Below are 21,582 nucleotides of genomic sequence, written 5' to 3'. Positions count from 1 at the left end.
GCCCCGCGATTTTGGCGCTCCTTGGTCAGCTAGGATTTGGCTTCTCGCTCCATCCGCTTGGCCCAAGCATCAGCGAGGTCAATGAGAACTGCTTTGAACTTCGGTTTCGCCATCGTCGCAAACAACCACTTCGACAACACATTCCCCTTCAAAGCGGCGACAATCTTGATGTCGAATTCCGACCCCGTTGGCTGCGCCTCAACGGTCCAGCGCCCGGATAACTCGGAGAACGGATAAGGGTAGTCATCTGCCTCAGTGTGGATCCGGAACCCATAGGTGTGGCCCGGTTCGAAAAGGTCACAGGTTTCTTCCCAATGCTCGCCCTTCGGACCATAGCAGCGCCGGGTCATGCCCAATCCATCGCCGGCCAGAACCTCAACTTTCGAGATGTTGTCCGCGACGTCCGCATAGGCAGGATGGTCCGTCATGACGTCCCAAACCGTGTTTGCCGGTGCGTTTACTCTTCGCTGAACAGTTGCATGGAGCTTCCCGTCCCGCATCGACACATCTGCAATCGGGACCGGTGGCTTGATTTTCGCCGCGGATGCAAATTGCGAAACTGCAAAGAAAGCAACAACCATCGCGACCACAGTCAAAATAACCATGCCATACGTCGTGAACACGCTACCGAAGAAGGCGATCAACAGAACACTTCCGATAACCCACAGCGCATCTAGAACGACGATTTCATTGACCGCAGCGCGCGAAAGAAACTTGTTCCTGGACAACAGGTAAACCACGCCTGCAAATGCCAGAAGGCCAACCCCAAGACCGCGCAACCCCAACGCTGCCCAATCGACTGGATGCGCAAACAGGACAGGGGTAAGGGTCCCTGCCGCCAGCAAAAGGGCAAGACCGTTGAGCGCTGAAAACTGGCTGTTCAGTTTGAGGAAAGCGCGGGCTGCTGCAGAACGTGGCATGAGGAACCTCCGGTGATGTGATCTGTCGCCACCGAAACTCCCACCCGGAACCCTTTGTCTCAATTACCTCTTACGTAATAGGAACACGCAGTTCTTTGTGCGAACGAGGAGGCATGACACTCTTGATGAACCGACCACAGGACGCATTCGGCCCGTTGTTGAAATCATGGCGCAACAGGCGGCATGTCAGCCAACTTGAGCTTGCCCTCCACGCAGGCATGTCTCAGCGCCATGTCAGCTTTCTCGAAACGGGGCGCTCCAAGCCAAGCCGGTATGCGGTGCGGCAGTTATGCGAAGCACTCGAAATGCCCGCAGCTGAACATGACGTCATGCTTGTCGCAGCCGGGTTCGCACCCCAGTCCGCCGACGCAAGCTGGAGCGCAGATGTGCGCAACGCCGTGGACGTTTCAATCGAACATGTACTGAAAGGGCACGAACCCTTCCCGGCGGTGTCGGTCGACCGGATCTGGAACCTGCAAAAGGCCAATCAAAGCGCCATGAGATTCTTCGCGGCTGCGGGCGGCACCGGGCAACCCAACCTGCTTCGCGATGTGTTTTCGCCGGGCACGCTGCGCAATAACATCCGCAACTGGTCAGAGGTGACCAGGGCTTTGTTCCGTTTGCTAGACCTTGAGGTTGCGCGCAGACCACATGACCAAGAAGGCAAACTGCTGTTAGACGAGTTAAGGGCGCTTCCGGGTGTCGCCGAGGCCGTTGCGGACCGCCCGCAAGGGCATCCCGCTCCGGTTCTAACGATAGAGTTTTTGATAGATGGCTCTGAGTTAAGGTTGTTCTCGCTGATCGCTACCGTCGGCATGAGCATGGACGCCACTCTTGACGATTTACGGATCGAAACGCTGCTGCCAGCCGATGAACAAACGCGCCACTGGTTCACGACGGCCAAATGAGCCTTGGAATGCGCGATGCCACCGATCCTGAGGGCGCCTTTGTGCTTGCCGCACGGACCACATGGGCTTGTCCGCTGTTCTGCACCTATTCTGTGCGCATCCGCAAATAGGCAACAAAGGTTTGCACACTTAACTCTCCTGTCACAGGAGACAGATCATGACCCAAAGCGTTCCCGCCGAGACCCGCGTCGGCCACATTCACCTCAAGGTCACCGACCTCGAACAATCCATCATGTTCTACCGTGATGTCCTCGGCTTCACCCTGACACAGCGCTATGGCGATCAGGCCGCGTTTCTGTCAGCGGGCGGCTATCACCACCATATCGGTCTGAACACGTGGCACTCGCGCGGCGCTGGCCCGGCACCCGAGCGGGCGGCAGGACTCTATCACGTCGCCTTCGTCTTCCCCGACCGCGCATCCCTGGGCGCAGCCCTGGGGCGTGTGTTGGATCACGGCACAGCGCTGGATGGCGCGGCGGATCACGGCGTATCGGAAGCCGTCTATTTCCGCGACCCAGATGGCAACGGGATCGAACTGTATAGGGATCGCCCCGAGGCTGATTGGCCTCGCACATCGGATGGTGCCATTGCCATGAACAACGCTCCGCTGGACGTACCCGCGCTCTTGGCGGAAGGCCGTTAATCCTTTGGTAACAAAAGGCACCGTACGCCCCGTTAAACCTGCAAATGGTGCACAACCGGTGTACGGGGGGTGTACAGGGGGTGCACGTATGGTGCATCGCCGAAATCCCTTGTTTCATGGCGGTTAACCACGATTCGCCAGCTACTGCGCGATACCCCCACCGTACGTTGCGTCGCCCCCCGATTTCCGCCACCTTGCCGACACCAAACGGAGGGTACCATGAGCACCGCATTCTTCTGGGACGAACGCACCATGTGGCACGGCGGTGGCAACTATGCCTTTACCGTACCCTTGGGTGGATTGGTGCAACCATTGGCCGCCGGCGGCCTGCCCGAAAGCCCTGAAACCAAGCGGCGAATGAAGAACCTGATGGATGTTACAGGTCTGACAAATGATCTACATGTCACAACGGCTGACGCGGCGACGCATGACCAGTTGCTACGCGTGCACCCCGAAACCTACCTGAATGAATTCAAAGCCTTATCCGATGCTCAAGGGGGCGAGATTGGTCACCACGCGCCCTTTGCCACCGGTGGATATGAGATTGCTGCGCTGGCCGCAGGCCTCACCACCGCAGCGGTCGAAGCCGTGTTGAAAGGCACCCATGAAAACGCGTACGCCCTCGCCCGCCCGCCGGGCCATCATTGCGAGGCGGCAACGCCCATGGGCTTCTGCCTGATGGCCAATATCGCCATCGCGATCGAGGCCGCTAAAACCAGCCGCCCCGACCTGAAAGTCGCTGTTCTGGACTGGGATGTGCACCATGGCAACGGCACGGAATCCATCTTCTACGACCGGTCAGATATACTCACCATCTCCTTTCACCAGGAAGGGAATTACCCCTTGGACACAGGACACTTAGCGGATCGTGGAAAGGGTGCCGGGCAAGACGCAAACGTCAATCTCCCCTTGCCTGCCGGGGCAGGCCATACCGCCTATCTCCACGCCATTGACCGGGTTGCCGTTCCCGCCATCGAAGCGTTCGATCCGGACCTGATCATCGTGGCCTGCGGCTTTGACGCAGCCGCTGTCGACCCTCTCGCCCGGATGCTCGCCACTGCCGAAACCTTTCGCGAAATGACGTTGAAAATCAAAGCCCTGGCCAAGCGCATTTGCGATGGCAAACTGGTTCTCAGCCACGAGGGCGGCTACTCTGAAATCTACGTCCCCTTCTGCGGTCACGCCACACTCGAAGCCCTATCAGGAAGCAAGATCACGGCCGCAGACCCCATGGCCCGGGCGCTCAAAAGCCGCCAACCGGGACCAAGATTCGATGCCTTCCTGCGCGCCGAAATAGACCATGTGGCCCAACAACTTGGGTTCTAATGGCCCAACAACTTGGGCTCTAACCCCTTGACGTCGCAGCCAATCGCCACGACATGCACATCAACATGTAAAAAGGCGTAACATATGCCCACAAGAAACCAAGCTGCCCTCGACTTCCTTATGACCCGCCGGTCTCGTCCCGCCAAAACGCTGCGAGAACCCGTGCCGGACCGGGCAACGCTCGAACAGCTTCTGACGGCAGCGGCCCGCACCCCAGATCATGGCAAACTGGAACCGTGGCGCTTTATCATCCTGGGCAAAGCCGCAATGCCCCGTCTGGCCGCAACGGCGGAACAACGAGGACTGGCCCTTGGCCTTGACCCCGACCAGATCGTGAAAGGACGGTCGCAATTCGATCAGGGACACCTTGCCGTCGTGGTCGTGGAAATCACGCGCCCAGTCGAAAAAATCCCTGCTTTGGAAATGACTTACTCGGCTGGCGCCGTTTGTCTCTCGCTGCTCAATGCCGCCCTCGCAGCGGGATGGGGCGCAAACTGGCTCAGCGGGTGGCCCAGCCATGATCGCGGGTTCATGACGGATGCACTTGGCCTAGCCGAAAACGAACGGATCGCAGGGTTCGTCCATATCGGCACCGAAACCTCCGCCCCGCCGGAACGACCCCGCCCCGACGTACAGGCCATCACCACGTGGGTCGACGCATGATCCTGACTGCCTTTTTCTCAGCCCTCGGCCAGATCAGTGACCCGCGCTTTCGGCGGGTCCTGCTGCTGGGGATTGCCCTTACGATCGCACTTCTGGTCGCAGCCACATCAGGCTTTGTCTGGTTCATCGGTTGGCTCACGGCAGACGGTGTATCCGTCCCTTGGTTCGGCACCATCACTTGGCTTGGCGACATCATCACATGGAGCTCATTCCTCCTGTTCCTTGTGCTGTCGATCTTCCTAATGATGCCGGTTGCCTCCGCCATAACATCCATGTTCCTCGATGAGGTCGCGCAGGCGGTCGAAGATCGGCACTACCCCAACCTGCCACCGGCACAGAACGTCCCGTTTGGGGATGCAGTTGTGGATACGATAAACTTTCTGGGCGTGCTGATCGGCGCCAACATATTGGCACTGATCCTTTACGTGATCTTCACGCCCGCTGCCCCCTTCATCTTCTGGGGCCTGAACGGGTTCTTGCTGGGTCGGGAATACTTCACCCTCGCAGCCATACGCCGTGTCGGTCGCGCGCAAGCCAAGGAGCTACGGCGTGCCCATAGCGGAACGATCTGGCTTGCGGGTACGCTCATGGCCATCCCACTCAGTGTGCCGTTGGTGAATCTGCTGATCCCAATCATCGGGGCAGCAACATTCACCCACATCTTTCACAGTGTCATAGCGGCTCAATCGCCCGATCAAAGAAATTCATATCGTCCAGACTGATCCATCCTGACAAGATGATACCGGCAATGATGATCCACAGAACCAAGGCCACCCACGTGACGATCCATGCTTTCCGGCGCGTGTGATGATGTTCCGGCGCGCCTGCATGCGTGCCGGGTTCAACTTCGCCCAAGTCACCCTGCGTTTGCACCTTGATCGGCAGGGCGATCAGGAAGCACAGCCACCAGATGACAGCATACAGGACAAGGGCAGATGTGATGCCCATCAGACCTGCTCAAGCTCGGTCAGGGTGCCGTTCATATCCTTTGGGTGCAGGAACAACACAGGCTTGCCATGGGCGCCGATCTTGGGCTCGCCGTTGCCCAGTACGCGCAGGCCGCTGGCCTTCAGATGATCACGCGCCGCGATGATGTCTTCGACCTCGTAGCATACATGGTGAATACCGCCAGCGGGGTTCTTGTCCAGAAACCCTTGGATGGGGCTGTTTTCCCCCAGCGGATACAACAACTCGATCTTGGTGTTCGGCAGCTCGATGAAAATGACGGTCACGCCGTGATCGGGTTCATCTTGCGGCTCACCGACATTTGCGCCCAGCGCGCTGCGATATTGCGCGGCGGCGGCCTCAAGGTCGGGGACGGCAATGGCAACGTGGTTCAGGCGACCAATCATGTTCTAAGGCTCCTTTGGCTGGCATTTGCGCCCTTATCACCAAGAGACAGACAAGGTGCAATGTGACGTTAACGCGCTGTTAGGCATGGGGACGTAACGATGAGTCGCAAGAGTATTTGGAGGATCTGATGGACACGACGGACCCGTTCAAACCGAATTACCCGGCCCCAACCGCCTTGCGACCGCTCTTGGGCCTGACCGTTCTCGTGATCGAGGATAGCCGCTATGCCTGCGAAGCGATGAGGCTGCTTTGCCTGCGCAGCGGTGCCCGCATCAGGCGCGCTGATACGATGCGTGCCGCCCGACGGCACCTTCAGGTGTACCGCCCGTCCGTCGCCATCATCGATTTAGGGCTGCCAGACGGGAATGGTGCCGATCTCATAAGTGACCTTGCTACAGCGGGACAAAGACCTGATGTCATCCTTGGCATCTCCGGCGATGTAGACAGCGCAAACCGGGCATTGGACGCTGGCGCAGACGGTTTCCTGGAAAAGCCAGTGGTTTCACTCGCCAACTTCCAGGAGGCAATCCTGGTACACCTGCCAGAAGACAGGCAACCGCTGGGGCCACGCACGCTCCCAGAGGGAGACGTGGAACCCGACCCTATCGCCTATCGCGATGACATGGTGCATGTTGCTGATGTTCTGGAAGACGTGCACGATGCTCGCACGCTTGACTACGTGGTTCAGTTCCTTGGCGGGGTCGCACGCAGCGCACAGGATGCCGAGCTGTTGCAAGCAACGGACGCTTTGGCCGCCAAGCGTGCAAGGGGCGATGCCGCGGCATCTGAAACGGCTGTCATTGCGGGACTGATCCAGGATCGGTTGGCCGAGAAGATCGCGATTTGACGGCTGTTTACCTGTCGGTCAGCACAGGATCATCCGCCACACGCACCAGACGAGTCAAATCAGACAGACGTTCAATCTGAGAACCTTTTGAATCGAAATTGGTGTCTGACAACCACACCCCAAATGCTTCCTTGAGGGCAGGCCACTCCGCATCAATGGCAGCAAACCAAGCTGTGTCGCGGTTGCGTCCTTTTACAACGGTCGCTTGGCGAAAGACACCTTCGTAGCTCAACCCAAGCCGTTGCGCAGCAGAACGTGACCCAAGGTTCATTGCGTCACATTTCCATTCGAATCGGCGGTAGCCTGCCTCGAAAGCCCACATCATCATTAGATAAAGCGCTTCGGTCGCAGCCCGCGTTTTTTGCAAAGCCGGGCTGAAATTGATGTGCCCCACCTCGATACTGCCTGCGTCCGGCGCAATGCGCAGGAAACTGGCGACACCCTCGTATTGGCCGGAACCCGAGTTGAAGATCGCGTAGAACTGCAAGTCGGAATCCTGCTCCGCATCCCGCACCCAACGATGGTATTGCGCGGAAGATGAAAACGGGCCGTATGGCAGATAATCCCATACGTGATCATGGCCGACATATGTGCGGTACAATAAGGCAGCGTGTTGTTCCGCATGCAATGGCTCAAGCCGCGCATGTTTACCCGTCAGAACGGTTGATGCGTCTGGAGCCCGGGGAGGACCCCAGTTCGGGACAGGTGCCCGGTTCACTTTGTAAAGCGCAGTCATGGCGGGACGTTAGGCAAGTATTCGCCCAAGGCCAAGTGGCATTGGGTATGGATCAGAGGATCAAGCCTGGATCGGTGCCCATGTCCAAGCCGGGGAAAACAGCGCTCTCCATCACGTGCCTGTCCAACCCCGTGAGACCCCGCATCACCCAGGCGGCATGGGCACGCACATCACCTGTCGGCATAAGATCGCGATCCTGATACAAGTTGCCGTCACCAAGCCCCGGCCAGTCGCCAAAAACGTGCCCGCCTTTGATCGCACCACCGGCCAAAATCATCAGACCACCTGTGCCGTGATCCGTACCACCGGTGCCATTCTGGCGCGCTGTTCGACCGAATTCGGTCATCGCGACGACTGCTGTCTTGCGCCACGTATCGCCACGCATCTTTCCACGCAATGTCAGGAGGGTTTCCGACAGACGTTTCAAAGCGGCGTCAATTGAACGGCTCTGCGCACTGTGCGTATCCCATCCATTCAGGGAAAACGCAGCAATCCGCGCGCCTTGGGACAAACGCGCTGCTGCAAATTCAGCGATCTGAACATGACCGCTTTTGCCACGTTTGGGCGCGTCATCCTGCACCTGCGACAGCAGTTGAGCTTCCGACAGCGCCGCATGCAAAGCCGGATCGGTTTCAGTCACCAGCTCCAACAAACGGACCGCTTGAGGGCTCAGTTTCAGACGCGCATCTGGTGACCAGTTCGCCACCTCGGCCTCGCCCTGTAGCAGGCGCATGTCGCTGCGCCCAACGGCATAGGCCGTTTGTGATGTCACACCGGGCACCGCTTGAAGCATCCGGTTCAACCACCCGTCCCGCACACCGGCCAGACTGGTCGTTCCTGCCTCAAGCAAGTCCTGCCCGTCGAAATGGCTGCGCTTGTCCCGATAGGGCGTTGATACAGCGTGCGCAAAGGACAGCTGCCCTGCCTCCCACAGCGGGATAAGCGGTGCGAGACCGGGGTGCAGTGCGAAATAGCCATCAAGATCGTAAGCCCCACCTTCGGGACCCAAGGCCAATGACCCGCGCAAGCGCTTGAATGCCGGGTCCCCATAGGGCTGAACTACATCCAAACCGTCCATGCCGCCGCGCAGGATGATGACAACCAATCGGGTGTCCCAGGGAGCCGCGGCAAAGCTGACCGGTGTCAGAAGAGGGCTGGCGGCCAAGGAACAGCCAATCAGACCAATACGGGCAAGAAAGTCACGGCGGGAAACTGGTTTGGCCATCAAACGCTCCTATCTGCGCTGAAACGCCGGGGACATCAGAACAACTCCAATGGCTTCCGGTCTGCTTTCGGCCGCGGAAGCGGCAAAACGTACGGCTTCATTTGCAAAACTCCCCAGTGCCAGTTCGGCAAACGCTCTGGGATCGGGCAAAGGTTCGATCATCCGCACTGGCACCGCCATGGACCAAGATACCCGGGCCGCCACCCCCTGCGGGGTAATCCACGCGACGTCGTCCTCATCCCATCCGTCCGGACCGATGGGACGTTCCCAAGTCTGACCCATGTGCGCCAAGGGCGCTCCAAAAAATCTACGTATCCATTTTTCATCACGATCCGCAAACGCATCCTTGGGTATGGCAAGCGCGCGCAAGGCCGAAGAAACAAAATCAATCGGCAGCTTGAAGTTGGATACGGACCGCTCCCACGAGGATGGGTGATTGAGAAGCACATCGTACATCGCCATCAATTGCCCATCATGATCGACATACGCCGCCTCAAGCGCATCCACCAACGCGGGATCCGGCGTATCGGACACAAAATGCACTGCCAGTTTTGATGCAAGGTGTCGCGCGGTGGAGGGATGGGCAGCCAAATCGCGCAAAGCCGCCCGCACGGATTTCACGGTGGCTTCCTCGCCGTAGTCCACGCCCAGTACTGTTTCTGAACCGGGTTCGGCAAAGTCCTTTCGAAATTTGAACCCATTGCGAGCGTCAAAACTCAGACCGGTAAACAGCTCGGCCAATTGCGTGACGTCCTCCTGAGTGTAGGGCCCATCGACACCCAGCGTGTGCAACTCAAGTACCTCACGCGCAAGGTTTTCGTTCAATCCAGCCGCTTTTTTGGGGCCGCGTTTCAGCGCACGAAAACTGGCTGGACCCATTGACCGGGTCTGATCGAGATAATCCAACATCAACGGATGCATGACCGCGGCCTGAAGCAGATCGTCGAACCGCCCGGTGATGAACGGTCGAATGGCGTCTTCAATGTAAGGCGACGTGCCGCGCCGGATCACACCCCGCTTGCCGCGAGCGGTGAAATGATCCGCCCAAAAGGCAACGATCCGTTCGCGCAGTGCCGTTTGGGTATGCACGCGACGCAGCATGGTCTGTCCCAACCAGTCGAACATGGCCACGCGTGCTTCCTGGTTGATTACGTTGCGCTGCTTCCGGGCCGCGGCAGCCAATTCGGTACCCCGGTTTTTGCGACGGATTGCATTCTGCCGCTGCACTTCGACCATGCGCGCACGAAATTTCACAAACGGCTCAATGGGAAATGCACGCTGCATATCATCTGGTCCCGTCAGCCCATCCAGCATCCGCGCGACGTTTTTCGGCGCATCGTAAAGCGGGGAAAGGCCGTATCCGAACCGGATTTCCGCAAGTTCTGGATCGAAATTACGCACAGTTTTGGAACCTTGGTTTGCCGTATAGCAGGCCCAAGATAGCATTGGATGCCCCACTTTTCACGGGGCACCCTCTAGCATGTTGGCAATTGCGTGCTCAGTCCTGCGGAATAACGCGCAGACCCAGCTCCATCAGCTGGTCGCTCGTGGGATCTGACGGGGCTTGCATCATCAAGTCTTCGGCGCGCTGGTTCATGGGGAACAGGATCACCTCGCGGATGTTCTGCTCACCCGCCAGAAGCATGACAATGCGGTCGATACCCGCTGCACAGCCGCCGTGGGGTGGCGCGCCGTATTGGAAAGCATTAACCATCCCGCCGAAGCGCTTGCGCACTTCCGCTTCGTCATAGCCTGCGATCTCGAACGCCTTGAACATGATCTCGGGCCGGTGGTTCCGGATGGCACCGGACACCAGCTCATACCCATTGCACGCAAGGTCGTACTGATAGCCCAGTACCTTGAGCGGATCGCCCCGCAGCGCGTCCATCCCGCCCTGCGGCATGGAGAACGGGTTGTGTTCAAAGTCGATCTTGCCGGTTTCCTCGTCCGCCTCGTAGATCGGGAAATCCACGATCCAGGCAAAAGCAAACCTGTCTTCGTCGATCAGTTTGAGTTCTTCGCCGATCACGTTGCGGGCACGGCCCGCGATAGCTTCGAATGCCTTGGGTTTGCCGCCAAGGAAGAACGCCGCGTCGCCAACGCCAAGGCCCAATTGCTGGCGGATGGCTTCGGTGCGTTCAGGGCCAATGTTCTTGGCGAGCGGTCCAGCGGCCTCCATACCTTCGCCCTGGTCACGCCAGAAGATGTAGCCCATCCCCGGCAGCCCTTCTTTCTGCGCATAAGCATTCATCCGGTCACAGAACTTTCGGCTACCACCTGTTGGCGCGGGGATGGCGCGGATCTCGGTGCCTTCCTGCTCCAACAGCTTTGCGAAAATCGCAAAGCCGGAATCGCGGAAGTGGTCGGAGACCACTTGCATTTTAATGGGGTTGCGCAGGTCGGGTTTGTCGGACCCATACCACAGCGCCGCGTCACGGTAGCTGATCTGCTCCCATGTCTCAGGCGCATCCACCTTCTTGCCCCCACCGAATTCTTCGAACACGCCGGCCAGAACAGGGGCAATGGTGTCGAACACGTCCTGCTGCTCGACAAAGGACATCTCCATGTCCAACTGGTAGAAGTCGGTGGGCGAACGGTCCGCGCGTGGGTCTTCGTCACGGAAACAGGGCGCGATCTGGAAATACTTGTCAAAGCCCGACACCATGAGCAGCTGCTTGAACTGCTGCGGGGCCTGCGGCAGGGCGTAGAATTTGCCGGGATGCAGGCGCGAGGGCACCAAAAAGTCACGCGCACCTTCGGGCGAGGATGCCGTAATGATGGGTGTCTGGTATTCGCGGAATTCCTTGTCCCACATGCGCTTGCGGATCGAGGACACAACGTCAGACCGCAGCTTCATATTCTCCTGCATCTTGTCACGACGCAGGTCGAGGTAGCGATAGGTCAGGCGCGTTTCTTCCGGATATTCCTGATCGCCGAACACCATCAAAGGCAGCTCTGCCGATTGGCCTAGCACCTCCAGGTCACGAATGTAGACTTCGATCTCGCCCGTGGGCAGCTTGGGGTTGATGAGGCTCTCGTCCCGCGCCTTCACGTTGCCATCGATGCGAATGCACCATTCGCTGCGCACCTTCTCAACCTCGGAAAATACCGGGCTGTCAGGGTCACACAGCACTTGCGTGATACCGTAGTGGTCGCGCAGGTCGATAAACAATACGCCACCATGGTCGCGCACCCGGTGGACCCAGCCCGACAAACGCACATTATCACCCACATTGGCCGAGGTCAGAGCGGCGCAGGAGTGAGAGCGGTAAGCATGCATGACGAGATCCCTTCGGGGCTGCGGTTTTTGATCGGCGCAGATACACCGGGCAAGGGGTGGAAAGTCAAGGCGACAACGCTGTTTGCCCCATGCTATCACCACAGAAAAGGGAGGGTTTGATGGACGACAAATGGGCCAGAGGCATGGGCGTGCGCAGGACCGTGCTGGGCGATGCCCACGTGGACCGGGCCGAGGCCGTTAAAACACCCTTTGATGCACCGTTTCAGGAACTGATCACCGAAGGGGCTTGGGGCACCGTCTGGGCCAGTGACGCGATCAGCTTGCGAGAACGGTCCATGCTGACCCTTGCGCTTCTTGCCGCCACCGGCAACTTCGATGAAATCCCCATGCACATCCGCGCGACGGCACGCACGGGGGCCAGCAAACAGGACGTAACCGAAGCATTCCAGCACGTCGCAATCTATGCGGGCGTGCCACGCGCCAACCGCGCGCTGAAAATCGCCAAGGACACTTTCGCCGAGATGGAGGCAAAAAGTGGTTGAACCGCTCTATCCGCGTGACCGCAGCTGGCATCCGGCAGCCCACTTTCCCGACTACAAGTCCAGCATATACCGGTCACCGCAAAAGCCTCTGATCAAGGCTCCACCTTCGCAAAACGAAGACAGCGGACCCGTGTTTGGGCATGACATGCTCGGCCCACTCGACAACGATCTGATCCGCAACTTCGCCGCACCGGGGGAACTGGCAATTGGCCCTCGTATGATTGTGCATGGGCGCGTGCTTGACGAAAACGCGCGCCCCGTGCCGGGCGCGTTGATCGAGATCTGGCAAGCCAATGCAGGCGGTCGCTACCGCCATGCCAAGGAGGGGTATCTGGCTCCGCTTGACCCGAACTTTGGTGGATGCGGGCGCATGATTTCCGCTGATGACGGAACCTACAGATTCATGACCGTGCAGCCGGGTCCTTACCCCTGGCCGAACGGCCCCAATTCTTGGCGACCCGCCCATATCCATTTTTCCGTTTTCGGGCACAGCTTTGCGCAGCGATTGATCACGCAGATGTATTTCGAAGGCGACCCGCTGATCCAGCTTTGCCCCATCGTCCGTGCGATCTCGGACCCGATGGCGATTGATCAGCTCACCGCCCGCCTCGATATGGAGGCAACAGCACCCATGGACGCACTGGCCTACCACTTTGACATCATCCTGCGCGGGCGCGGCTCGACCCCATTCGAAAACCGGCCGGAGGGAAACTGATGGCAGCCAAACGGTTGAAAGAAAGCCCATCGCAGACGGCCGGACCCTATGTGCATATCGGCTGCACACCCAATTTTGCTGGTATCAAGGGCGTTTACGACGGCGACCCGGGTGCGAAGATGTTGACCGATACGGTTGAGGGGGAGCGGATCACGGTTACGGGCACCGTCTTTGACGGACAGGGCGCGCCGCTCACCGATGCCTTGATTGAGATCTGGCAGGCCGACGCTTTGGGTCGCTTTGGAACAATGAACAGCGGATTTACCGGGTGGGGTCGATGCCCTGCGGATCAAAGCACGGGGGCCTGGCGCTTTGATACAGTGCGACCCGGCGCTTCAAGCGTTGGGGCAGCGCATATCATCTTTTGGATCGTGGCGCGTGGCATCAATGTGGGTCTGCACACCCGGATGTATTTTCCTGATGATCCGCTATTGGACAGTGACCCTTTGCTGTCGCTGATTGAGGGGGCGCGGCGGGAAACACTGATTGCCAAGGAAGTGTCGCCAACCGTCTTTCAGTTCGACATCCACTTGCAAGGAGCGGGTGAAACGGTTTTTCTGGATGTCTGAAACGAAAAACGCGGGCCACGATGGGCCCGCGTCTCTTTGGTTTTGATGCGGTTCAAAGCAAGTCGAACCGGTCGTTGTCCATCACCTTGGTCCAGGCGGCAACAAAGTCGCCTACAAACTTGCCGGCATTGTCGTCCTGAGCGTAGACCTCAGCATAGGACCGCAGGATCGAGTTTGAACCAAAGACCAGATCAGCACTTGTGGCCGTGTACTTGATGGCTCCGGTTGCGCGGTCACGCAGCTCGTAGCTGCCGTCATCAATGGCATGCCAGCTATAAGCCATGTCGGTCAAGTTCACGAAGAAGTCCTGTGTCAACTGACCAACCCGGTCGGTGAAGACACCGTGAGATGTGCCACCATGGTTCGTGCCGAGCACACGCAGACCACCCAGCAGAACGGTCATTTCCTGTGCGTTAAGGCCCATCAATTGCGCACGGTCCAGCGTCAGTTCCTCGGCACTGATGGCAAGGTTAGCCTTGGCAAAGTTCCGGAAACCGTCTGCATGAGGCTCCAGCACATCGAAGCTGTCGGCATCTGTCATCTCGTCGGTGGCGTCTCCGCGGCCCGGCGTGAATGGCACGGTCACATCAAAACCAGCCGCCTTTGCTGCTGCTTCGACAGCAACACTCCCGGCCAAAACGATGACATCCGCGACCGACGCACCGGTTTCCGCTGCAATCGGCTCCAACGCAGTCAGGACGGTGTCAAGACGCTCCGGCTCGTTGCCTTCCCACGTGCGTTGTGGTGCCAGACGGATGCGCGCACCATTGGCCCCGCCCCGCTTGTCCGACCCACGGAACGTGCGTGCACTGTCCCAAGCCGTTGCGATCAGGTCAGCATGGCTGACACCGCTTGCCGCAATCTTGGCCTTCACAGCGTCTACATCATAGCCGGTGTTGCCTGCGGGGATTGGATCTTGCCAGATCAAATCCTCGGCTGGAACGTCGGGACCGATGTAGTTCGCACGCGGACCCATATCGCGATGGGTCAGCTTGAACCACGCACGGGCAAAGGTGTCGCGGAAGTAAGCCTCATCCGCCATAAACCGTTCCGAGATTTCGCGATAGATCGGATCGACTTTCATCGCCATATCCGCATCGGTCATCATCGGCATGACCCGTTTCGAAGGATCGGACGCATCGACAGGCATGTCCTCTTCCTTGATGTCGATGGGTTGCCACTGGTTTGCACCTGCAGGCGACTTGGTCAGTTCCCAGTCGTATCCGAAGAGCAGCTTGAAATAGCCCATGTCGAACTTGGTCGGTTCAGTTGTCCACGCGCCTTCAATGCCCGACGTGACAAGTGAGCTGGCCTTGTCGGTCTGGTTGGGGTTCATCCAACCCATGCCCTGTGCCTCGATACCGGCACCTTCGGGTTCTGCACCCAGTGCGCCTGCATCGCCATTGCCGTGCGCCTTGCCGACAGTGTGTCCACCGGCTGTAAGCGCGGCCGTTTCTTCATCGTTCATGGCCATACGGGCAAAAGTTTCGCGAACATGCAGCGCTGTGCGGGCGGGATCGGGATTGCCGTTCACACCTTCCGGGTTCACATAAATCAGACCCATGTGCACAGCGGCGAGGGGGTTCGCCATAGTCGACGGGTCGTCCAGATCTTCGTACCGGTTTTCACTTGGGGCCAGCCACTCGGCTTCCTCACCCCAGTTGATGTCGATGCCAGGCGCCCATGTATCGGCGCGGCCAAAACCAAAGCCAAAGGTCTTCAAGCCCATGGATTCATAGGCAATATTTCCTGCAAGCAGCATCAGGTCGGCCCATGACAAAGCGTTCCCATACTTCTTCTTAATGGGCCACAGCAGGCGGCGGGCTTTGTCGAGGCTCGCGTTGTCCGGCCAGGAATTCAAAGGGGCAAACCGCTGATCACCGGCGGAACCGCCACCGCGCCCGTCCTGCATCCGGTACGTACCGGCGGCATGCCACGCCATGCGGATCATCAAACCACCGTAATGTCCCCAGTCTGCGGGCCACCAAGGTTGGCTGTCGGTCATCAACGCATGCAGGTCCGCCTTGACCGCATCGTAGTCCAGCCCTTTGACGGCTTCCCGATAGTCGAAGTCGGGATCCATCGGATTGGTCCGGGCACCATGTTGGTGAAGCACCTCGACCTTGAGGGCATTCGGCCACCAGTCTTTGTTGGTGCGCCCACCAAAGGTGCTGTGCAGGCTTGCGCCGTGCATCACCGGGCATTTACCGATGTCGTTACCATCCATGTCAGTCTCCGTTCATTGCTGCGTTGCGTGTCGTTGCTAAGGTCTGATCTAGTGAAAGTTAAGAATCATTCTAGACTTGTCTTCAGAATGATTTCCGCCCCCTGCCGATCCAGCCCGATATGCGCGATTCGCCTGGGTTCAGGCAAAGCGGCACACTTACAAAAGCGAACCTAGAGACAACCTGCCATTTGTAGAAGTTGCATTTTCCAATGGTCTCTATAATTAAATCCTATGAATATAACTTTGCGGCAACTCCGTTACTTCAAGGCGCTGGCCGAAGATCTGCACTTTGGTCGCGCGGCTGACCGTTGCGCCATCTCGCAACCTGCCCTCTCTGTCCAGATTCGCGACTTGGAGGAAAATCTGGGGGTCGAACTGTTTGAACGGCAGCCCCGCGCTCTCCGATTAACGCCGCGGGGCGAGGAGTTCTCAGAACGCGCCACACCAATCCTGCAAGCCGTAGATGAGCTGGGAGACTGGGCACAGACCGCGCGCGGAAGTGGGTTGGGGCTTCTGCGCCTTGGAGTCATTCCCACAATCGCGCCCTATCTGCTTCCAAATTTCATAAGTGCTTTGACATCGGCCCACCCACAAGTCGACCTGCATGTTCGTGAAACAGTCACCCCTCGTCTGATAGACGAGCTTCTAGATGGGCAACTGGATGCAGGCATAGTTGCGCTGCCTCTCGACGAACCGGCACTTGTGGAAACGCGGCTGTTTACGGAGGAAATGGTGTTGATTCGACCCGATACCGATCGGGACGCGGCACCGGTCGGGCTGGATACACTGGCATCCATGCGCCTTCTACTTCTGGAAGAAGGGCACTGCTTTCGCGATCAGGCGATATCATTCTGCAACATCAACCCAAACCGTCCCGGCGGCGGCTTGGACGGAAGTTCGCTTGGCACACTGGTTCAAATGGTGGGCGCCGGCATTGGGGTGACACTCATCCCGGAAATGGCGATTGACGTCGAAACACGTTCTGCCCCCGTCTGCGTCAACCGCTTTGATGCTCCGGCACCTCAACGATCCATTGGTCTGGCGTGGCGTGCTTCGAACCCAATGGGAAAAATGCTGAACGAACTCGCTGAAATTGTGCAGAAGGCCGCCGGGCGCGATGCGGACCAATACGTGATGCATGACAAACCGACAAAGGGCTAAAACGGGAAACGCCGCTCCGAAAAGCGGCGTTTTTTGGTTGCGGGAGTAGGATTTGAACCTACGACCTTCAGGTTATGAGCCTGACGAGCTACCGGGCTGCTCCATCCCGCGCCATTTGGTTCAGGTGATGTACGCCGAGTCGCGGAGGACCGCAAGGCCGTGTCACGCATTTGCCTTCAGAAAACCGTCATAAATTTGTGCACATCCTAGACCCTCACCTGAAATTCCACGGAAGACCCAGAGTAGGTCGGGTGTGTTTCGACCCTAACGTGTCATCCGCGACGCGATCTCATCTGCCCAGCCTGCGTTCTTGTCCGCAAGATTCCCAATTTCGGTCGCTACAACAGAAAAACCGCGTCCCGCCTCTCCTGCACGGGCCGCCTCAATACGGGCATTGATCGACAGGATGGCCAATTCACGCACTGACGCCGCGATGTTGTCAGCCAATGCCAAAATCTCGCGGTTTGCTGTTGTGGTAGCGTCTATGTTTGCCTGTAGTTGCCGGCGCAAGACGCTCTCGTTTGTGGCATCGACAACAAGACCTTGCAAATATTCGACCCCGCCCGAAGCGTTGCGGACGGCTGCACCACGTTCGCGAACCAGAATGGTCGATGAATCTCGGCGGATCAGGCGATAATCAATGTCCCACGACTCGTTATTCGCGATTGCAGCGTCCACATCATCAATCATTGGCTGCAGATCTTCAGGATGACACAAAGATGCATAATTCAGGTCACGGCTATAAAGCAGTTCATCGGGTGTATGGCCGGTAATCCCGACCACACTTCCCGCCAGATACGTCATTGTGACAGCTTCGTCGTTCTTGCATCGGTACGCAAAGGACCGCGACGCCTGGAGAACATTGGCCAAAAATTCATGGCTGATGATTTCATCGTGGCAAGTGGTGCCCATGTCTGACGACCCGATATGACAGTTCAGTGCCTTCCGGCTCTCGGACAATACAACCCAAGTGTTTAACAAAGGCTGTCAGTTACAAAACAGTCGGGGCCGCACGACATGTTCACGTGCAGAATCGACGCTCAATTCGGTTTTTTGGGAAAGAAATCGTAAGAGAGATACTCTTCAAGCGGCTTTTTAGGTTTGGCAGTGACCTACTCTCCCACACCTTAAGATGCAGTACCATCGGCGCTACAGCACTTAACGGCCGGGTTCGGGATGGGACCGGGTGTTTTGCTTGCGCTATGACCACCAAACCGAAAAAACCGCTCGAAGCGATCAACAAAAGTCCAAGTCGCGTACGCTGTGTTAGCGTATGCTTTGTGTGATCAGAAGAAGTCTTGCTTCTACTGGATCAAATCAAGCCTATCGGGCAATTAGTACCAGTCAACTGAACGTATTACTACGCTTACATCTCTGGCCTATCGACGTGGTGGTCTACCACGGCCCTCAGGGATACCTTGTTTTGAGGGGGGCTTCCCGCTTAGATGCCTTCAGCGGTTATCCTGTCCGATCATAGCTACCCTGCACTGCCGTTGGCACGACAACAGGTCCACCAGTGGATCGTTCACCCCGGTCCTCTCGTACTAGGGGCAACTCCTCTCAAGTATCCTACACCCACGGAAGATAGGGACCGAACTGTCTCACGACGTTCTAAACCCAGCTCACGTACCTCTTTAAACGGCGAACAGCCGTACCCTTGGGACCTGCTCCAGCCCCAGGATGAGATGAGCCGACATCGAGGTGCCAAACACTGCCGTCGATATGGACTCTTGGGCAGTATCAGCCTGTTATCCCCGGCGTACCTTTTATCCGTTGAGCGATGGCCCTTCCACTCGGGACCACCGGATCACTATGGCCGTCTTTCGACTCTGCTCGACTTGTCAGTCTCGCAGTCAGGCTGGCTTCTGCCATTGCACTCAACGAGCGATTTCCGACCGCTCTGAGCCAACCTTCGCGCGCCTCCGTTACGCTTTAGGAGGCGACCGCCCCAGTCAAACTACCCGCCACACAGGGTCCCGGATCCGGATAACGGACCGCGGTTAGACATCAAGCAATGCAAGGGTGGTATCTCAAGGGAGGCTCCACAAAGACTAGCGTCTCTGCTTCAAAGCCCACCACCTATCCTGCACATGCATGGCCTGATGCCAGTGTGAAGCTGTAGTAAAGGTGCACGGGGTCTTTCCGTCTAACCGCGGGAAACCTGCATCTTGACAGGTAATTCAATTTCGCTGAGTCGATGTTGGAGACAGCGGGGAAGTCGTTACGCCATTCGTGCAGGTCGGAACTTACCCGACAAGGAATTTCGCTACCTTAGGACCGTTATAGTTACGGCCGCCGTTTACCTGGGCTTCAATTCAAGGCTCTCACCTCTCCTTTTAACCTTCAGGCACCGGGCAGGCGTCAGACCCTATACGTCGTCTTGCGACTTCGCAGAGCCCTGTGTTTTTAATAAACAGTCGCCACCCCCTGGTTTGTGCCCCCAGCCCCTAGTTGCCTAGGAACCGGGCCTCCTTCTCGCGAACTTACGGAGGTATTTTGCCGAGTTCCTTCAACATCGTTCTCTCAAGCGCCTTGGTATGCTCTACCAGTCCACCTGTGTCGGTTTAGGGTACGATCTAATGGAGGGCTATTTCCAGGAACCAATTAGCGGCCCACCCAATCCGATAAGGGTGAACAACCTTCATGATCCGTCACATCCTCCTGGCCCAGGAATATTAACCTGGTTCCCATCGACTACGCCTTTCGGCCTCGCCTTAGGGGTCGGCTTACCCTGCTCAGATTAGCTTTAAGCAGGAACCCTTGGACTTTCGGCGAGAGTGTCTCTCACACTCTTTGTCGCTACTCATGTCATCATTCTCACTAGTGATCTCTCCACCGGATCGCTCACGCGCCGGCTTCACTGAAAGCTCCAAATATCCTCCAAGGTGGTCCGAAGACCACTAAAGAGGATAGGAACTATGTCACACTACGCTCTGCTACCATGCCTTACGGCATCCTAAGCTTCGGCTCATGGCTTGAGCCCCGTTACATCTTCGCCGCAGGACAACTTATTTAGACCAGTGAGCTGTTACGCTATCTTTAAAGGATGGCTGCTTCTAAGCCAACCTCCTGGTTGTTTTGGTCGTCCCACTTGCTTTCCCACTTAGCCATGAATTGGGGGCCTTAGCTGTAGGTCAGGGTTGTTTCCCTCTCCACGACGGACGTTAGCATTCGCCGTGTGTCTGCCATCTAGTACTCCCGGGTATTCGGAGTTTGGTTAGGATCAGTAAGCCTGTGGGGCCCCATTACCCATCCAGTGCTCTACCCCCCGGGGTATTCGGATGACGCTCTACCTAAATAGATTTCGCAGAGAACCAGCTATCTCCGAGTTTGATTGGCCTTTCACCCCTAGGCACAACTCATCCCGACCTTTTTCAACAGGTGTGGGTTCGGCCCTCCAGTAAGTGTTACCTTACCTTCAGCCTGGTCATGCCTAGATCACTCGGTTTCGGGTCTGATCCACCTAACTCGACGCCCTATTAAGACTCGCTTTCGCTGCGCCTACACCTAACGGCTTAAGCTTGCTAGATAGACCAAGTCGATGACCCATTATACAAAAGGTACGCTGTCAGCCCGCAAGGGGCCTCCAACTGATTGTAGGCGTTCGGTTTCAGGTACTGTTTCACTCCCCTCGTCGGGGTGCTTTTCACCTTTCCCTCACGGTACTGGTTCACTATCGGTCAGTAAGGAGTACTTAGCCTTCGAAGGTGGTCCTCCGATCTTCAGACAGAATTTCACGTGTTCCGCCCTACTTAATACGTCCAATCATGCTTCCTATACGGGGCTGTCACCCACTATGGCCGACCTTTCCAGGTCGTTCTAGTCACACTCATGGCTCGGCTGGTCCCCGTTCGCTCGCCGCTACTAGGGGAGTATCAATTGATTTCCTTTCCTCCGGGTACTTAGATGTTTCAGTTCCCCGGGTTTGCTCTTTTAAACCTATGTATTCAGTCTAAAAGTACCTGTTTCAGCGACATATTGAGTGCTTGCGCAACAATATGAAACTGTCAGGTGGGTTGCCCCATTCAGAGATCCATGGATCAAAGCTTATTCTCAGCTCCTCATGGCTTATCGCAGAGTATCACGTCTTTCATCGCCTCTTACTGCCAAGGCATTCACCAAACGCCCTTCTCGCGCTTGATTTGATCCAGAAAAAGAAAGACTTGCGCCTTCAAGAGATGAGAAGCTGGAACAACTCATCAACATTTTCTGGTCAAAAGCATACTTTCCCTGATCCCTTTGATGTCGGTCAAAAGGATCGGTGCGTGCCCGTGCGGACACGCGGGTTAGTGTACTTGACTTGGACAACTCTGTTCTTTTCAGCGCGGGATACGTCATAACGGGCGAGGAAGCACCCAGAAATGTCGCCTTCCAACTCCTTGTTACCAAGGTCTTGGAACCACACCGAGGTCATACCCACACTCGGGCGACCAAACAGTGTTGATTGTTACTTCAAGATTGCTCTCAAAGTAACTTGTATCTCTCTATACGATGTCAATTCGTCCG

The 21,582-nt window shown here is 57.3% G+C and carries 19 protein-coding genes, 1 tRNA gene and 2 rRNA genes; 10 read left to right on the top strand and 12 right to left on the bottom strand.

The features are described 5' to 3' along the window. Positions 1–29: 29 nt before the first annotated feature. Positions 30–920 carry an SRPBCC family protein gene (locus IE087_RS03585; protein ID WP_189367740.1) on the bottom strand — a complete coding sequence of 297 codons (891 nt, stop codon included), beginning with the start codon at positions 918–920 and terminating at the stop codon, positions 30–32. Between the two features lie 113 nt (positions 921–1,033). On the opposite strand from IE087_RS03585, the gene IE087_RS03580 reads away from it, so the two are divergent. The 5 genes from IE087_RS03580 to IE087_RS03560 all read left to right on the top strand — a co-directional run bounded on the left by IE087_RS03580 (position 1,034) and on the right by IE087_RS03560 (position 5,182). Beyond that, on the top strand, positions 1,034–1,828 hold the full coding sequence (locus IE087_RS03580; protein WP_189367738.1) for a helix-turn-helix domain-containing protein: 795 nt from the start codon (positions 1,034–1,036) through the stop codon (positions 1,826–1,828). Between the two features lie 157 nt (positions 1,829–1,985). Continuing rightward, positions 1,986–2,471, top strand: coding sequence for a VOC family protein (locus IE087_RS03575; protein WP_189367736.1), 486 nt, complete (start codon positions 1,986–1,988; stop codon positions 2,469–2,471). A 219-nt stretch (positions 2,472–2,690) separates the two neighbouring features. Next, positions 2,691–3,797 (top strand): histone deacetylase-like amidohydrolase, encoded by a 1,107-nt coding sequence (locus IE087_RS03570; protein ID WP_189367734.1) that lies wholly within the window; start codon positions 2,691–2,693, stop codon positions 3,795–3,797. 84 nt (positions 3,798–3,881) lie between these two features. Further along, positions 3,882–4,460 carry a nitroreductase family protein gene (locus IE087_RS03565; protein WP_189367731.1) on the top strand — a complete coding sequence of 193 codons (579 nt, stop codon included), beginning with the start codon at positions 3,882–3,884 and terminating at the stop codon, positions 4,458–4,460. Next, positions 4,457–5,182 carry an EI24 domain-containing protein gene (locus IE087_RS03560; RefSeq protein ID WP_189367730.1) on the top strand — a complete coding sequence of 242 codons (726 nt, stop codon included), beginning with the start codon at positions 4,457–4,459 and terminating at the stop codon, positions 5,180–5,182. Before IE087_RS03565 ends, IE087_RS03560 begins: the two co-directional genes overlap by 4 nt. Here the strand turns inward: IE087_RS03560 and IE087_RS03555 are convergent. After that, on the bottom strand, positions 5,133–5,408 hold the full coding sequence (locus IE087_RS03555; protein WP_189367729.1) for a DUF1467 family protein: 276 nt from the start codon (positions 5,406–5,408) through the stop codon (positions 5,133–5,135). The two genes, IE087_RS03560 and IE087_RS03555, sit on opposite strands and share 50 nt — an antisense overlap. Beyond that, positions 5,408–5,812: a methylmalonyl-CoA epimerase gene (mce, locus tag IE087_RS03550; RefSeq protein WP_189367727.1), complete on the bottom strand. Its 405-nt coding sequence runs from the start codon at positions 5,810–5,812 to the stop codon at positions 5,408–5,410. Before mce ends, IE087_RS03555 begins: the two co-directional genes overlap by 1 nt. Positions 5,813–5,940: 128 nt before the next feature. Here mce and IE087_RS03545 point away from each other — a divergent pair, with 128 nt between their 5' ends. After that, the gene (locus IE087_RS03545) at positions 5,941–6,660 is read left to right on the top strand and encodes a response regulator (protein ID WP_189367726.1); all 720 of its coding nucleotides are present in this window, start codon (positions 5,941–5,943) and stop codon (positions 6,658–6,660) included. A gap of 7 nt (positions 6,661–6,667) precedes the next feature. Here IE087_RS03545 and IE087_RS03540 read toward each other — a convergent pair whose 3' ends face one another. The 4 genes from IE087_RS03540 to aspS form a co-directional block, all read right to left on the bottom strand. Next, positions 6,668–7,396: a GNAT family N-acetyltransferase gene (locus IE087_RS03540; protein ID WP_189367724.1), complete on the bottom strand. Its 729-nt coding sequence runs from the start codon at positions 7,394–7,396 to the stop codon at positions 6,668–6,670. Between the two features lie 52 nt (positions 7,397–7,448). After that, positions 7,449–8,621 (bottom strand): DUF1501 domain-containing protein, encoded by a 1,173-nt coding sequence (locus tag IE087_RS03535; RefSeq protein WP_189367722.1) that lies wholly within the window; start codon positions 8,619–8,621, stop codon positions 7,449–7,451. Between the two features lie 9 nt (positions 8,622–8,630). After that, positions 8,631–10,022: a DUF1800 domain-containing protein gene (locus IE087_RS03530; protein WP_229801245.1), complete on the bottom strand. Its 1,392-nt coding sequence runs from the start codon at positions 10,020–10,022 to the stop codon at positions 8,631–8,633. A 97-nt stretch (positions 10,023–10,119) separates the two neighbouring features. Beyond that, positions 10,120–11,901, bottom strand: coding sequence for an aspartate--tRNA ligase (gene aspS / locus IE087_RS03525; protein ID WP_189367719.1), 1,782 nt, complete (start codon positions 11,899–11,901; stop codon positions 10,120–10,122). Between the two features lie 119 nt (positions 11,902–12,020). Here aspS and pcaC point away from each other — a divergent pair, with 119 nt between their 5' ends. Genes pcaC through pcaG form a run of 3 tightly spaced genes read left to right on the top strand, consistent with a single transcriptional unit; the run spans position 12,021 to position 13,688 of the window. Beyond that, complete coding sequence (pcaC, locus tag IE087_RS03520) at positions 12,021–12,404, top strand: 4-carboxymuconolactone decarboxylase (RefSeq protein WP_189367717.1); 384 nt, start codon at positions 12,021–12,023, stop codon at positions 12,402–12,404. Next, the gene (pcaH, locus tag IE087_RS03515; protein ID WP_189367711.1) at positions 12,397–13,119 is read left to right on the top strand and encodes a protocatechuate 3,4-dioxygenase subunit beta; all 723 of its coding nucleotides are present in this window, start codon (positions 12,397–12,399) and stop codon (positions 13,117–13,119) included. The genes pcaC and pcaH overlap by 8 nt, the downstream gene beginning before the upstream one ends. Continuing rightward, a complete protein-coding gene (gene pcaG, locus IE087_RS03510; RefSeq protein ID WP_189367709.1) occupies positions 13,119–13,688 on the top strand; it encodes a protocatechuate 3,4-dioxygenase subunit alpha in 570 nt (189 codons plus the stop codon). The genes pcaH and pcaG overlap by 1 nt, the downstream gene beginning before the upstream one ends. Before the next feature lie 52 nt (positions 13,689–13,740). On the opposite strand, the gene katG is transcribed toward pcaG, so the two are convergent. After that, entirely contained in the window at positions 13,741–15,915 is a 2,175-nt protein-coding gene (katG, locus tag IE087_RS03505; RefSeq protein ID WP_189367707.1) for a catalase/peroxidase HPI, read from the bottom strand. A gap of 231 nt (positions 15,916–16,146) precedes the next feature. On the opposite strand from katG, the gene IE087_RS03500 reads away from it, so the two are divergent. Next, complete coding sequence (locus IE087_RS03500) at positions 16,147–17,076, top strand: hydrogen peroxide-inducible genes activator (RefSeq protein WP_189367706.1); 930 nt, start codon at positions 16,147–16,149, stop codon at positions 17,074–17,076. A 34-nt stretch (positions 17,077–17,110) separates the two neighbouring features. On the opposite strand, the gene IE087_RS03495 is transcribed toward IE087_RS03500, so the two are convergent. The 4 genes from IE087_RS03495 to IE087_RS03480 all read right to left on the bottom strand — a co-directional run bounded on the left by IE087_RS03495 (position 17,111) and on the right by IE087_RS03480 (position 21,219). Continuing rightward, positions 17,111–17,187, bottom strand: a tRNA-Met gene (locus IE087_RS03495). 153 nt (positions 17,188–17,340) lie between these two features. Continuing rightward, the gene (locus IE087_RS23665) at positions 17,341–17,880 is read right to left on the bottom strand and encodes a PAS domain-containing protein (RefSeq protein WP_268244630.1); all 540 of its coding nucleotides are present in this window, start codon (positions 17,878–17,880) and stop codon (positions 17,341–17,343) included. 295 nt (positions 17,881–18,175) lie between these two features. After that, a 5S ribosomal RNA gene (gene rrf, locus IE087_RS03485) occupies positions 18,176–18,290 on the bottom strand. Positions 18,291–18,389: 99 nt separating this feature from the next. Then, positions 18,390–21,219 (bottom strand): 23S ribosomal RNA (locus IE087_RS03480). Between the last annotated feature and the right edge of the window lie 363 nt (positions 21,220–21,582).

This window comes from Tateyamaria omphalii, assembly GCF_014651375.1.
GTDB lineage: Bacteria > Pseudomonadota > Alphaproteobacteria > Rhodobacterales > Rhodobacteraceae > Tateyamaria > Tateyamaria omphalii.
The sequence above is the reverse complement of the archived record's forward strand: the minus strand, read 5'-3'. Positions and strand labels throughout refer to the sequence as shown.